This window comes from Atopostipes suicloacalis DSM 15692, assembly GCF_900129085.1.
Classification (GTDB): Bacteria; Bacillota; Bacilli; order Lactobacillales; family Carnobacteriaceae_A; genus Atopostipes; species Atopostipes suicloacalis.
The window spans coordinates 35,803-49,158 of record NZ_FQUF01000012.1 but is presented as its reverse complement, the minus strand read 5'-3'; the positions used below and the strand labels follow the sequence as shown (position 1 = coordinate 49,158).

Below are 13,356 nucleotides of genomic sequence, written 5' to 3'. Positions count from 1 at the left end.
ACCTCTTCGATTGGAGATTTTAGATGAATCCTCTTGAAGAGGTTTTTGTATTGATTTAAATATCATTATTTATAGGAAAGATTGCTGTAAGGACGAGTTTAGAAATAAGACTAGTTTTTTTGACTGATGAGCTCATTAATGCTAACATTCAATTAATTAATTGAATAGATATTTAAATAGATATTTGAATAGTAGAAGGAGAGATTATCAATGACAAAATTACATTTAGATTGGGCAGGCGCTAGTAAAGGTAAGGGCGTCTACCAAAGAGAAAGTGACCATGAAACTTTAAACATTGCAATCCCTGAAGAATCCGGAGGCAGTGGCGAAGGCTTTGCGCCAAGAGATTTATTGGCTTCATCCGCTGGTGCTTGCTTATCTTTAACGCTAGTCAGTTTAATGGATGTTCGAAAACTACCGGTGGCTAACTTTTCAATGGATACGGAGTTACAAAAGAAGACGGAAAATATAAAATTATGCATTATCCAAAAGTCGTCTTAGAAAAATCAGCAACTGAAAAAGACCATACAGGTGTGGAACGTGCCATTGTCTCTGCTGATCAACGCTGCAGTATTGGGAATTTATTAAAAGAAGCCGGTGTTGATTTAACGATTGAATCAGAAATAACGACAGAATAAAGAAACAAAAATAAAGCAGAATAGGGATAAAAAGATAAAATTAGGGTGTTGAAATGCTTGCTTTTGCTTTATACTAAAGGACTCTGAGTGAAATTTTCTGCTATCTGAAAGGGTAGAAGAGGACTTCCACTCAAAAGGTTAGAAATTAAAAAGAAAAAAATCTATCATTGTCATTTTACTGAGGAGTTTTCAATGCGCTATTTAACATCGAATCTATTTTTTTCATCGTTTTTGATTGTGGGGGTGGGGGCGCTTATTTGGTATTTGCTGAATGAAAGCTCTAAAAAAGAGAGGCAATCGATTTTGTCTGTTTTTACGGATTTTATTTTTAACTTTGTGCTGACGCTATTTGCCCTGAATGTAGTGCTTCATTTCAAAGCGATTATCGAGTTTCCTTATCGTGTACTCATGTTTTCATCCAGTGTTGTTTTTATAGCGTCTTTACTTTTGACAATTTATAGCACCTTAAAATATGGCGAAAAAATGTGGATGAAGCCGACCAAATCGAAAAGCATCGCACAATTGTTTCTTTTTATTGGTCTGACTAACCACCTCTACTTATATGTTCTCTATGGAAATCTGCAGACCATTCTTTTTATCGCCTATTTTATTCTGCTACTTTTTCTCATCTCTTTTACGCCTGTATTTAAAAGAGTCGACCCGTTACTTTTTATTCTTTTCTCGATGGGGATTCATCTTTTACTGATGAAAAATCAACCGATTGTGTATTTAAACTTTACGTTTTATACAATTCCTTTGCTGATTTTAACGCTGACGTTAGTCCTTATCCTATATTACCAAAGGAGGAAACTTCAATCGAAACAGAAATAACCGCCCTTGCAGCTTTCGGAGCTGGTGCATTGTCTTTTTTGTCCCCTTGCACGCTCCCTTTACTGCCTCTTTACCTTTCATATATTACCGGAACAAGTGTCACTGAAGTCAAAACCAATCATTCAAAAGGCTTCAAAAAAACACTTCTTTTGCACTCCGTTGTCTTCCTGATAGGTGTTTCAACGGTCTATATTAGTCTTGGACTCGGTGCCAGCTATATGGGCAATCTTTTTACCCAAATGATGACCGGTTCAAACAGCGTACTCATCCAACGAATTGCCGGTTTACTGATCATTATCATGGGACTCGTCACAGCTGGATGGCTCAACATTCCCCCCCTTTTAAAAGACACCCGTAAAATGCGAAACAGAGAAGCTAGTGGATATTTCTCGAGCTTCTTTATTGGGTTAGGCTTTGCCGCCGGATGGACCCCCTGCATTGGACCGATTTTCTCTTCTATATTATTCATAGGGATTGCAACAGGAGCTCCCCCTTTGTTATATTTAACCTTGTATATACTAGGCTTTACCTTACCATTTCTATTGGTGTCGTATTTTATTGGGCGAATGAACAACATTTTAAAATATACGGAAAAGTTGATGAAAATTGGCGGTGTTTTGATGGTGATTATGGGGCTTTTGTTATTGACAGGATACCTAGAATACCTATCAGAAATCATTGCACGCTTGTTAGTGGATACGCCCTTTGAGTTGCTTGGATAAGAGGAGGAGTAAAACGTTATGAAGAAAAAAGGATTTTGGGTCCTGATATTTTTGGTTTTGGGCTTTATTATTTATGATTATATTTCAACGTCAAGAGAAGAACAAGAAGCTTTAGAAAGAGCGCAAGAAGCTTCGCAGATCGTCTCAGAAGAAGAGCCGGTGGAAGAAGCAGAAACAGATGTCGCAGATGAAAACTCAGAAGAAGATACAGAAGCTTCAGAGTCTGTTTTGGAAGATGAAGCAGTCGATTTGGATTTAGAAGATGGCGATTTAACCGAAGAGGAGATTGAATCTCTTGTGGAAGAGTATTCCGGAGGGTCTAATGAGAATTCCGGTCCTATGATTCAATTTGGCGCAAGTCCAGGAGACAGAGCCTATGACTTTTATTTGGAAGATTTAGATGGAAATGCAGTGAGTCTTTCCGATTTTAGAGGACAGAAAGTTTTCTTAAATTTCTGGGCTAGTTGGTGTCCACCTTGTCGTGTTGAAATGCCTCATTTACAAGAATTTTCTGAAGAAAATGAGGATGTCATGATTTTAGGTGTAAATGTAACAACTTCCGAAAGCAATCTAGATAATGTCGAAGAATTTGTGGATGAGTTTGGAATCACCTTCCCTACACTTTATGGAACGGAAGAACTTTTCTACTTATATTATGTAGAGTCCCTACCAACATCTTATTTTATCGACAGCAAAGGCATCGTAAACGAAGCCGTTGTTGGACCCGTAACAAAAGATATCTTAGAAGCCCGTTTTTCTATGATGGATTAAATAGAATAAGCCAATCAAAAAGGAGACGAGAACCGTCTCCTTTTCATATTGAAAAATTTAGACAAACATTAGCCGGTTAACTAGCATTCCTCTCTTTTTCTCTGAGCCTCTGGATAACAATCTATTTCGGGATCATAAGCTTTGATGTTTTAAAGTGGACTTTGATCCAAAATATCCTCTCCTTCTTCGAAAACACGACTCATCTTCTGAAAATAAGTAGTAAAGTAAAAATACGAGACATTTTTTCGGAAAATGTCCAATAAAATAGAAATACGAGACATTTTTTCGGAAAATGTCCAATAAAATAGAAATACGAGACATTTTCCCGGAAAATGTCCAATAAAATAAAAATACGAGACATTTTCCCGGAAAATGTCTCGTAAACCAGTTCTATTAGACGCAGAACCACTTTCGTGTCTAATAGAGCGCGAAATATGAGACAAAAAAACCTACCCAAAAAGGGTAGGTAGAATCGAAAGTTCTTCCGATTAATTTTTATTTTTTAATTAATACCAACCATTTTGTAACCAGAATTCTTTTGCAGCTGTCCATGAACCATAGCGGCTAGCTACATATTCATCCGCAACGCGTTCTTGGTTTTCAGGAGAATGGTCTCCATTGAGGTAAGATTCGGATAATTGGTATTTTCCAATATATTGTCCATTTCTTGCATTATAGTTATCCGTTGATTCTTTATAAGCAATCCAAGCTTTCGCTTCCGCTTCAGAACCACTTGTTGTATCTGCAGATTCCGTATTTGAAGTTTCAGCAGATGCTTCCTCAGCAGGAGCTTCTGGGGCAACCGCTTCTTCAGTTTCTTCAACAGGTGCTGATGCTTCTTCAGTAGGTTCTTCTATTTCATACGTTTGTACTTCTTCAGTTGTTGGATCTTCAATTGAGACAGTTTCTGATTCTGTAGATAAATGTAAAATATTTCCAGCAATAATTAAGTCACGATTCGCAATTTCATTTACATTAACAATTTGATTTACGGGAATATCTAACGCATCAGCAATCGTTCCTAAAGTGTCGCCCCATTGGATGGTGTATCGAGATTCGACTCCGTTACTTTGAATATCTTCTTTGACTTCTTCAACCGTACGTGCTTCCCACTCTGCAGCTTCTACATTTAATGGACCAGCTACCGCAAAAGCTCCAGTTAAAGCAGCGGTCACTCCAAAAGTTAATAGACCTTTCTTAATGACGTTCATTTTTTAAAAACTCCTTTTAGTTTTGAGATTTGTTCCTAAACAAAACAACTCAATGAGGCGTTCGCCTCACTGAATGAATACTCTAGCATAAAAAATGAATGAAATGCGATTATTACAAGCTTTGTGACGGATTAGTATTCCACATGTATTTTTACGCAACTCTCATGTAATAGAAAGTCCGTTCATTACAAAAACTGTATAAACCAAGCTTTTATGTATTATTTCCATAATATTTCACAGTTAAATGACAAGATTTACACATTGTTTCTAAAACAATTCATAAACCCTCTCAAAATCTCCAAAAAATCCCCTTTATCTGTAAAACACGACCTCGAAAAGCATCCATATCTTGAAAATTTAAATAAAAAACGAATAACTGGAAGAAAACTTCCAGTTATTCGTTAATAATAAATAATATAATAGCAATTTAAAATTTAAGTTTCATTAGCCAAAATGCCATTCAATCCTGAAAAGATAAGTGTATTCATTGTTTGAGCTAATTTTTCTAGAGAAATCTCTTTAGGGTTTTGCAACCACTCTTTATAACCTTCCATCATTCCCGTAATAATATAATTGACTGAAAACTCCATCGTAAACTTATCTTGAAAGAGTCCTTTTGGAAGGTTAGCTTTCACACGTTCTTTTAACGTCTCCGTAATCTTTGCAATCAGATTAATCTCGCCAACTTTTTGAGTTTGGACTAAATCACTGTAAAATTCAAAATCATTTTGAATAATGTTCGTTAACGTTTCAAAAAAATCCAAAGGCTGCTTTAAATTTTCCTCGAGGTTAATTTTTGACAAGACATCATTAAAGGAATTGACAATATCATTTTCAATTTCTTCAATCACTTGGAAAATATTTTCATAATTATTGTAAAATGTTTTTCGGTTAATGTCTGCTTCTTTTGCGATTTCAGTAATCGTTATATTTTCTAAGTTTTTATGGGTTAATAATTTTACGAGAGCCGTTCGGATGGCTTCTTTGGATTTACGAATTCTTCGATCTATTTTTTCTTCCTCAGACATTATATCTGCCTCCCGATCTATCCTTTCTTCTAACGGAAACCTTCTTTTCCTCGAACAAATGTTACTACACATCCATATCCGGTATGACTGGAAATCGTAGGACCTAAATTTAAAATCAAGACTTCTTTTGGTTGAACCTCATCTAAAATAAGGGCTTTTACCGTTTCAGCCGCTTCTAAATCGCTAGCGTGTGTAACCATTACGATTTGCTTTTCAGGGTTTTCCACCAATTTTAAACTTTGAATGGTTTTGTCGGCAATATAACGTAAAGATTTTTTCCGCGCTCTTACTTTCTGATGAACCACTAATTTTCCTTCTTCGTTCATCGTAATTATAGGCTTCACACTCAATAATTCCCCAACAGCAGCTGCCCCTCTTGTAATACGGCCTCCATGATACAAATGATTTAAATCATCCACGGTACACCAGTGTTGGTAATTCATTTTTTCACGTTCTAACCAATCAATATTTTCTTCAAAGCTGAGTCCTTCTTTTTGATTTTGTATGGCATCTAGAACCATTAGACCTTGACCAGCACTTGCAGAGAGAGTATCGAGTACATAAATTTCAGCCTCTGGATATTCTTCCTTAATGGTTTCAACAGCCAATAAAGCACTCTGATAGGAGCCGCTGAGTCCGGATGAAAAACAAAGATACAAAACCGGAATATTTTCTTTAACATAAGGGATAAAAAAGTCCACATATTTTGAAACATTCACCTGACTTGTTGAAGGAAGGGCCCCATTTTTTAATTGCTTATAGAACTCTTCCATATCAAAAGTCTTTCCACCATCATCTAGGAAAACTTCATCATTTAGGATAATTTCCATCGAGACAAAGTCAATCCCTTCCTTTTCCAGGATAGTGTATGGTAGATCACAACACGAATCTGTGACGATTTGATACATATTTTCACTCCTTTGTGTACATGTATATATTTTTACTCATCTGTCCATTATCGTCAATAGACAAAAGTTGGTAATTTGTCTATTTAAGGACGTTCTATTAAAAAACCATCTTCTCATAACAAAGCTTTTTAGAAGAAAAACTTCTAATTTCGCATATTAAAATCCCTCCTAAGTAAAGTACTTTACCTAGAAGGGATTTTTTTAATTTATAAGTTGCTTTTGTAAGGCGATTGTTAAAGAGGCCATTTAGTAGTAAGCCTTTGTTTATTTAATGGTTCCGCTAATAACTTCTTCTTTATGGGCCATAAACGCATCTAAAACTTCCTGCTTTTCGCGTTCGGGTACATCAAAATGATCAAGAGAGTTTTCTAAAATCTTTCCAGCAGCATCAAATTCTTCCGCTGAGAGCTTCATATCATAATGTGTTGGTTCTAAATCTAAGTCTGCATCTTCAGGAACGGAACTGACATATTCATAAGGACCTCCAGCTTTTTCACAAATCCAAATCGTATTAAGCACTTTAAAACCTGGTGCTCTCCATAATCTATTTTCATACCAGTCTTTTAAGAAGGGATTGTCAGTGTCTTTTCCTATAAGGGGGTCTTCTGTTAAAGAATCAACGAAATGATCGGTAACTGCTGCAATACTATAAATTCCACCGAGACGTTCGTATAATGATTTTTCAGCCATAATAATTTCCTTTCGTATTTCGATTCTTGTAAATATTGAACATTAAATGAGCCAGTTCTATGTCTGCCGTCTAACAATTCTTACAAAAGCGCTCTTTAAAAAGGTGAAAGCTTTTCGTGCTTTCAAGAACGGGGTAGAATCCGTTTACATGACTATTATCAATGTAACAACGAATAGTTGTAAAAAGCAACTAAAAGGCATGTATAAGAGATTTAAGCTTTAATAGAACGAAAAATCTCATCTAAAATTAATGTTACTAACGTTATTTTTATATAATAATAAAGGTTTGTCTCTAATAAAAAGAAAATTAGCTGAATTTAAGGGTTTGTAATCTAATAAACGCTCATTTATTACTAATCTTTTTCTCATTTACTATTGACTTTTAATTTTGATTTGGTAGAATCTAGCATAACCTTAATAAGGAGGGAAAAAATATGATTAAACAAAAGAATAAACTTTGGCTCTTTTTCTTAGCAGCAGTAATCTTTTTAGCGGCTTGTGGTTCTAGTGGAGATAGTGGAAATGGGAGTGGCGGAGAAGCCACTGCGGACGACGGAGAACCGAAAGTATTGAAAGTAGCCAATGGTGCTGACCCAGTCACTTTTGATATTCAACAAACCAATGACCAAGCAACGACTCGTATTGCTCGGCAAATTTATGACACGTTAATCGTACAAACAAATGATTTAGAACTAGTCCCAGGACTTGCGACCGAGTGGGAAGAAGTAGAAGATAACCTTTATGAATTTAAATTAAGAGAAGATGTTACTTTCCATAACGGTGAGCCATTTACAGCAAATGATGTAGAATTTACTTTACGTCGTGCAGTAGAGTCACCAACTATCGGACATATTGTGGACTCTATTGATCCAGATTCTATTGAAGTCATTGATGACCATACCATCCGTGTTGGAACTTCCGATACTTTTGGACCTTTCTTAACACACTTATCTCATCCGGCAGTAGGAATCCTAAATGAGAAAGCTGTGGAAGAAGCTGGAGAAGATTATGGAGTAAGTGTTGTAGTCGGTACTGGACCTTTTGAGTTTGATGAATGGGTAACGGGTACACATGTAACCACGAACCGATATGATGATTACTGGGGAGATGCTCCTGAAATTGACCGGATTGAATTTAATACGATTGCCGATCCAAGTGTTCGTTTAATCGAATTGGAGAGTGGCTCAGCAGATATTGCTTACGATATCGCTCCTTCAGATATCCCGGCAGTAGAAGAAAATAGTGAGTTAACTTTGATGAATACACCGAATTTAGGCTCTGAATATTTAGGTTTAAGTTTGCATAATGATACACCCCTTCGTGAGGTAAAAGTTCGTCAAGCCATTGCACACGCGGTAGATGTTGAAGCAATTATTGATACTGTTTATATGGGTGTTGGTGATCAAATGTCTGGTCCAATTAATGAACTCGTCTTTGGATTTAATGATGATTTAGAACCCATTGAATACGATGTAAACAAAGCAAAAGATTTACTAGCAGAAGCTGGGTATCCAGATGGAGGATTCTCTCTTTCATTATATGTAGGAGATAATAGCCAAGAGCGTATCCGAGTTTCTCAAGTTGTTTCCGAAGCTTTAGCTGAAGTTGGGATTACTGTTGAAGTTCAACAAATGGAATGGGGAGCGTTCCTTGATTCCGCAGCAGTCGGTGAACCTGATATGTTCTTATTGGGTTGGACAACCGTTACAACGGATGCAGACTACGGACTTTATCCATTATTTCATTCAAACAGTTTCGGAGAAGCAGGAAACCGTACCTTCTATGAAAATGAACGCGTAGATGAATTGTTAGATGCCGGACGTTACTCAACGGATCAAGATCAACGATTAGAAGATTATCGAGAAGTTCAAGAAATTATTCATGAAGAAGTTCCTTGGGTATTCTTACAAACACGTGAAAATGTCACAGGGTTAAGTAATCGCGTCCATGGATTTGAACACCATCCAACAGGAAGCTATGACTTGAGTGTTGTAACCCTTGATGCTGAATAATTAGAATTTTTGTAAAGGGTCGTTCATCCGACCCTTTCTTTATTAGGAGAGGTTGTTATGTTTCGATATATCGTAAAACGAATACTGTGGCTGATTCCTATTTTATTAGGAGTCTCTTTTATCGTATTTACCATTATGTATCTATCTCCTGGGGACCCAGTGACGATGATTCTCGGAGAAGGGGCAACAGAAGAAGCTTACCAAGCACTACGTACACAAATGGGGTTTGATCAAAGCTTTATCGTACAATTTTTAAATTATGTTCGTGGAGTTGTTTTTGATTTTGATTTGGGCCGATCGTATGTTTCGAATCGAGTTGTCTTAGATGAAATTTTAGTCAGATTACCCAATACGATTCGCTTAGCCAGTTGGAGTATCCTATTTGCGACCTTAATCGGAATTCCTTTAGGGGTTATTTCAGCCACACGACCTTATTCAAAAGTCGATAATGTAGTGATGTTTATTTCTTTAGTAGGAGTTTCCATGCCAACTTTTTGGCAAGCTCTACTATTAATAATATTGTTTACATCTACTTTAGGTTGGTTACCCGCAAGTGGATTTACCAGTTGGCAACAAATGATAATGCCTGTTTTTGCACTTGCTACGTCCTCTATGGGAACTATTGCTCGAATTACGCGCTCAAGTATGATGGACGTTTTAGACCAAGATTATATTCGAACTTCTGAAGCAAAAGGGGTCTCGGATGGGCGAGTGATCTTCCAGCACGCCTTACGTAACGCATTGATTCCAGTGGTTACGGTCATTGGATTACAATTTGGTGCTTTACTAGGAGGAGCCGTTCTTACAGAAACGATCTTCAGTATTAATGGTTTAGGGACCATGATGGTAAACGCTATTCGAACCCGAGATACAATGGTCGTTCAAGGTGGTGTTTTATTTATCGCCTTTATTTTTACACTCGTTAACTTATGTGTCGATATTTTATACGCCTACATTGATCCTCGGATTAGATCTCAATATGATTAGGAGGAGGAGAGGAGTCTATGTTGCTTACGAGTAAAAAGAAAATAAACCAAGCAGAAGAAGAAATGTTGAATGTTCCTCAAGGTTCATGGGCAGAAATTTGGTATGAGTTGAAAAGAAATCGACGCGCCATGTTCGGTTTGTTCTTTATTCTTTTCTTAACCATTATGGCCATCTTTGCCGATCAAATTGCCCCTTATGGCATGCGGGAACAGAATCTATCAAATGCTTTACAGTTCCCAAACACGACTCATTGGCTAGGAACAGATGACTTAGGGCGTGATATATTAAGTCGGATGATTTATGGGACACGTGTTTCATTAACGGTTGGGGTCAGCGCAGTTGCTGTTTCTTTAATCATTGGTGGAATTTTGGGCGTTGTCGCTGGTTACTATAAAGGCTGGATTGATACGCTAATTATGCGTTTTTGTGATATTTTACTTTCGATTCCTTCAATTCTTTTAGCCATCGCGATTGTCGCGTCATTGGGCTCTAATTTACAAAATTTAATTATTGCTATTGGAATTTCAAGTATTCCTGTCTTTGCTCGAATTATCCGCTCAGGTGTTATTTCAGTCAAAGAACAAGAATACATTGAAGCCAGTGAAGCCTTGGGAGCCAACGATATTCGGATTATCTTTAAACATATCTTGCCAAATATTTTGTCTCCTATTATCGTCCAATCGTCCATGGGGATTGCCAGTGCTATCTTGTCAGCTGTCGGCTTAGGCTTTATCGGACTCGGTTTAGAAGCTTCCATTGCTGAGTGGGGGACCATGCTAAACGCCGGTAGAGGCTATATCCGAACCCATTATTATCTAACACTATATCCAGGTTTGCTGATCATGCTGACCGTTCTATCCTTTAATTTACTAGGAGATGGACTAAGAGATGCGATTGATCCTAAGATGAGAGAGAGGTAATTCGCGGATGAAAAAATTAATGAGCATTAAAAATCTACAAAAATACTTTCCAGTCAAAAAGAATAACTTTTTCCAAATAGGTACAGAATACGTAAAAGCCAATAAAGATATTTCAGTTGACATTTACGAAGGAGAAACCTTAGGAATTGTAGGGGAGAGTGGTTGTGGGAAGTCAACCTTTGGCCGTACCATAATCCAACTCCAACGCCAAACAGGCGGTTCAACGTTGTATTACGGTGATACCATTGAAGACTTCATGCCCGACTATGTTCAAACCGTTTATCGTAATTTACCCAAAATAAGTGGTGACTACGACCAAGACTTAAACACTATCGAAAAAATGGAAGAAGAGTTAGAAACCTTAGACGCTGCCGAAAAAGAAGCACACTTTGAAACGTTACGCCTTAAAAAAATTGAATTCGATAACACGTATGGTAATACACTACGTTTAGTAGGAGGACTAGTCGCTCATGACAATTTAAAACAAGTGAGCAGTATCTTATTAAACCGCTATGACGCAGCCTCTACCCTAGCTGAATACAAACGAAACCTAGAATTCGAACAACAAAAGCAAAAAATGAAGGCGGCCTATAACCAAGAAGAAATTGATCGACTAACAGAAGAACTCCAAACGGCAGAAAAAAATCTAAACGAAGAAAATGCCAAAGTCGAAGAACTAAAGGCCCCTCTTCGAGGAATGACCAAGTTTGAACGATTTGAACGTTATTTAGACGAGGGAATTGATCTAGCCGCTTTGACCAAGAAAGAAACTCGCCTTTTAAGAAAAGACTTGCAGATTATTTTCCAAGATCCTTATTCTTCCTTAGATCCAAGACTAACGGTTGGTGACATTATTGGTGAAGGCTTATTAATTCATAAGTTTTTCAAAAGTAAAAGAGACCCAGGTTATCAAGCGTATATCGTAGATATTATGGAAAAATGCGGACTAAAAGCGGAATTTATTCACCGGTATCCGCACCAATTTTCAGGAGGTCAAAGACAAAGAATTGGAATTGCTCGTGCACTTGCAGTCCAACCAAAATTTATTGTTTGCGACGAAGCTGTCTCAGCCTTAGATGTATCAATTCAGTCACAAATCATCAACTTATTACTCGATTTGCGGGAGAAAAATAACTTAACCTATTTATTTATCACCCACGATTTAGGAGTTGTGCGCTATATTTCCGACCGCATAGGCGTCATGTATTTTGGACACTTGGTCGAGTTGGGCTCTGCCCAAGAAATCTTTAACAACCCTAAACACCCTTACACCAAACAATTGTTAAACGCGATTCCGACCATGGAAGAAGATGAGGATGCGCTTTGGGATGTAGAAGAAGAGTATGATGATTTTGAATTCCATTACTCCAAAGATGGTGACCATGATCCGGATTGGATTGAAGTTGCAGAAGATCATTTTGTGGCCACTACGCTAAAAGATCGCGAAGCGTATTACGATAAGAGAAAGGAGTCGTCACATGAGTTTGTTACAAGTTAATAATTTACACACTTATTTTGATACCCGTCGCGGAACAGTCAAAGCCGTAAACGGTGTGACGTTCTCCTTGGAAGAAGGGAAAACGCTGGGAATCGTGGGAGAGAGTGGAAGTGGAAAAAGCCAGACCGCCATGTCGATTTTGAAACTTTTTCAAAAAAATCAACGGATTGCGAATGGAACGATTTATTTTGATGGTGAAGAAATTTCATCTTTTTCTAAAAAAGAATTGTTAAACATTCGAGGAAATGAGATTTCCATGATTTTCCAAGAACCAATGACAAGTTTGAATCCTGTCTTTACTGTGAAGTACCAGTTGATGGAAGCTTTGCAGCTGCATCAAAAACTAGACAGTAAAGCGGCTTTAGCGAGAACCTATGAATTACTAGAAGCCGTTAAAATTCCGAATCCAGAGCGAGTGATTAAACAATATCCTCACCAACTTTCTGGTGGGATGAGCCAACGAGTGATGATTGCGATGGCTTTAGCGTGTAGTCCAAAATTGCTGATTGCGGATGAACCAACAACCGCTCTAGATGTGATTATTCAAGCCGAAATTTTAAAGCTGATGAATGAACTGAAAGAAAAATTTAATACAAGCATTCTATTTATTACCCATGACTTAGGCGTCATTAGCCAAATGGCAGACGATGTTATTGTCATGTATGGCGGGAAAATTGTCGAGAGTGCACCCATTAAAGAAATCTTTAAAAACGCGCAACATCCTTACACCAAGCGTTTAATGGCTGCATTTCTAAGAACAGATATCAAACAACGATCGACTAATGAAGCACTCGACTTTTACAGTAGTGAAAACGAGCAGTTTGATTTCTCGAATTTCAGAGAAAATGCGGATGCTGACCCCGATTGGATTCAAATCAACGACAATCACTATGTTGCCGCAACCCTCAAACAACACCCCGTCAGCTAAAAACAAATAACCTCCGCTCCTCATAGCAAACCAAAGTGAAAGCTTTGCGTCCTGTGAGGAGTTTTTGTCTTCTTCGAAAATGACCTTAACAGTGCTCCTCTGTTTGAAAAACCTCTAAAATCAGTTTATATCACAATAAAACGAAAAAAGTATCACATAAATTTTTTTAAGTGATAACAATCTCAAAAAAGTATCACAAAGTACAGACAAAT

Annotated in this window: 14 protein-coding genes; 10 read left to right on the top strand and 4 right to left on the bottom strand. The window is 37.4% G+C overall.

Annotated elements, in window-relative coordinates; translation table 11 throughout:
• Positions 1-210: 210 nt before the first annotated feature.
• The 5 genes from BUB96_RS04860 to BUB96_RS04845 all read left to right on the top strand — a co-directional run bounded on the left by BUB96_RS04860 (position 211) and on the right by BUB96_RS04845 (position 2,962).
• On the top strand, positions 211-501 hold the full coding sequence (locus BUB96_RS04860; protein ID WP_084136872.1) for an OsmC family protein: 291 nt from the start codon (positions 211-213) through the stop codon (positions 499-501).
• A complete protein-coding gene (locus tag BUB96_RS10400) occupies positions 477-638 on the top strand; it encodes a hypothetical protein (protein ID WP_159431724.1) in 162 nt (53 codons plus the stop codon). Before BUB96_RS04860 ends, BUB96_RS10400 begins: the two co-directional genes overlap by 25 nt.
• A gap of 192 nt (positions 639-830) precedes the next feature.
• Positions 831-1,469: a hypothetical protein gene (locus BUB96_RS04855; protein ID WP_073297198.1), complete on the top strand. Its 639-nt coding sequence runs from the start codon at positions 831-833 to the stop codon at positions 1,467-1,469.
• A complete protein-coding gene (locus BUB96_RS04850) occupies positions 1,430-2,191 on the top strand; it encodes a cytochrome c biogenesis CcdA family protein (protein WP_073297195.1) in 762 nt (253 codons plus the stop codon). The genes BUB96_RS04855 and BUB96_RS04850 overlap by 40 nt, the downstream gene beginning before the upstream one ends.
• Positions 2,192-2,209: 18 nt before the next feature.
• Complete coding sequence (locus tag BUB96_RS04845) at positions 2,210-2,962, top strand: TlpA family protein disulfide reductase (protein ID WP_084136866.1); 753 nt, start codon at positions 2,210-2,212, stop codon at positions 2,960-2,962.
• Between the two features lie 506 nt (positions 2,963-3,468).
• Here the strand turns inward: BUB96_RS04845 and apf are convergent.
• The 4 genes from apf to BUB96_RS04825 all read right to left on the bottom strand — a co-directional run bounded on the left by apf (position 3,469) and on the right by BUB96_RS04825 (position 6,799).
• Complete coding sequence (apf, locus tag BUB96_RS04840; RefSeq protein WP_084136864.1) at positions 3,469-4,173, bottom strand: aggregation-promoting factor; 705 nt, start codon at positions 4,171-4,173, stop codon at positions 3,469-3,471.
• Positions 4,174-4,607: 434 nt separating this feature from the next.
• Complete coding sequence (locus BUB96_RS04835; protein WP_073297192.1) at positions 4,608-5,201, bottom strand: TetR/AcrR family transcriptional regulator; 594 nt, start codon at positions 5,199-5,201, stop codon at positions 4,608-4,610.
• Positions 5,202-5,230: 29 nt separating this feature from the next.
• Positions 5,231-6,109: a DegV family protein gene (locus BUB96_RS04830; protein WP_073297189.1), complete on the bottom strand. Its 879-nt coding sequence runs from the start codon at positions 6,107-6,109 to the stop codon at positions 5,231-5,233.
• Positions 6,110-6,373: 264 nt separating this feature from the next.
• Positions 6,374-6,799 (bottom strand): globin family protein, encoded by a 426-nt coding sequence (locus BUB96_RS04825; RefSeq protein ID WP_073297186.1) that lies wholly within the window; start codon positions 6,797-6,799, stop codon positions 6,374-6,376.
• Positions 6,800-7,233: 434 nt separating this feature from the next.
• Here BUB96_RS04825 and BUB96_RS04820 point away from each other — a divergent pair, with 434 nt between their 5' ends.
• The 5 genes from BUB96_RS04820 to BUB96_RS04800 are packed head-to-tail and all read left to right on the top strand — an operon-like array spanning position 7,234 to position 13,144.
• Positions 7,234-8,811: an ABC transporter substrate-binding protein gene (locus BUB96_RS04820; RefSeq protein ID WP_073297183.1), complete on the top strand. Its 1,578-nt coding sequence runs from the start codon at positions 7,234-7,236 to the stop codon at positions 8,809-8,811.
• Positions 8,812-8,868: 57 nt separating this feature from the next.
• Positions 8,869-9,798, top strand: a complete 930-nt coding sequence (locus BUB96_RS04815) for an ABC transporter permease (RefSeq protein WP_073297180.1) — start codon at positions 8,869-8,871, stop codon at positions 9,796-9,798.
• Between the two features lie 17 nt (positions 9,799-9,815).
• Complete coding sequence (locus BUB96_RS04810) at positions 9,816-10,718, top strand: ABC transporter permease (RefSeq protein ID WP_084136861.1); 903 nt, start codon at positions 9,816-9,818, stop codon at positions 10,716-10,718.
• Between the two features lie 7 nt (positions 10,719-10,725).
• Positions 10,726-12,216: an oligopeptide/dipeptide ABC transporter ATP-binding protein gene (locus BUB96_RS10675; protein WP_073297177.1), complete on the top strand. Its 1,491-nt coding sequence runs from the start codon at positions 10,726-10,728 to the stop codon at positions 12,214-12,216.
• Entirely contained in the window at positions 12,197-13,144 is a 948-nt protein-coding gene (locus BUB96_RS04800; protein ID WP_073297174.1) for an ABC transporter ATP-binding protein, read from the top strand. Before BUB96_RS10675 ends, BUB96_RS04800 begins: the two co-directional genes overlap by 20 nt.
• The last annotated feature ends 212 nt before the right edge of the window (positions 13,145-13,356 follow it).

What these genes read in the sequence shown, in the direction of transcription:
- BUB96_RS04860 (WP_084136872.1), top strand. Translation starts at nt 211, where the DNA reads ATGACAAAATTACATTTAGATTGGGCAGGCGCTAGTAAAGGTAAGGGC.
- BUB96_RS10400 (WP_159431724.1), top strand. Translation starts at nt 477, where the DNA reads ATGCATTATCCAAAAGTCGTCTTAGAAAAATCAGCAACTGAAAAAGAC.
- BUB96_RS04855 (WP_073297198.1), top strand. Translation starts at nt 831, where the DNA reads ATGCGCTATTTAACATCGAATCTATTTTTTTCATCGTTTTTGATTGTG.
- BUB96_RS04845 (WP_084136866.1), top strand. Translation starts at nt 2,210, where the DNA reads ATGAAGAAAAAAGGATTTTGGGTCCTGATATTTTTGGTTTTGGGCTTT.
- apf (WP_084136864.1), bottom strand. Translation starts at nt 4,173, where the DNA reads ATGAACGTCATTAAGAAAGGTCTATTAACTTTTGGAGTGACCGCTGCT.
- BUB96_RS04835 (WP_073297192.1), bottom strand. Translation starts at nt 5,201, where the DNA reads ATGTCTGAGGAAGAAAAAATAGATCGAAGAATTCGTAAATCCAAAGAA.
- BUB96_RS04830 (WP_073297189.1), bottom strand. Translation starts at nt 6,109, where the DNA reads ATGTATCAAATCGTCACAGATTCGTGTTGTGATCTACCATACACTATC.
- BUB96_RS04825 (WP_073297186.1), bottom strand. Translation starts at nt 6,799, where the DNA reads ATGGCTGAAAAATCATTATACGAACGTCTCGGTGGAATTTATAGTATT.
- BUB96_RS04820 (WP_073297183.1), top strand. Translation starts at nt 7,234, where the DNA reads ATGATTAAACAAAAGAATAAACTTTGGCTCTTTTTCTTAGCAGCAGTA.
- BUB96_RS04815 (WP_073297180.1), top strand. Translation starts at nt 8,869, where the DNA reads ATGTTTCGATATATCGTAAAACGAATACTGTGGCTGATTCCTATTTTA.
- BUB96_RS04810 (WP_084136861.1), top strand. Translation starts at nt 9,816, where the DNA reads ATGTTGCTTACGAGTAAAAAGAAAATAAACCAAGCAGAAGAAGAAATG.
- BUB96_RS10675 (WP_073297177.1), top strand. Translation starts at nt 10,726, where the DNA reads ATGAAAAAATTAATGAGCATTAAAAATCTACAAAAATACTTTCCAGTC.
- BUB96_RS04800 (WP_073297174.1), top strand. Translation starts at nt 12,197, where the DNA reads ATGAGTTTGTTACAAGTTAATAATTTACACACTTATTTTGATACCCGT.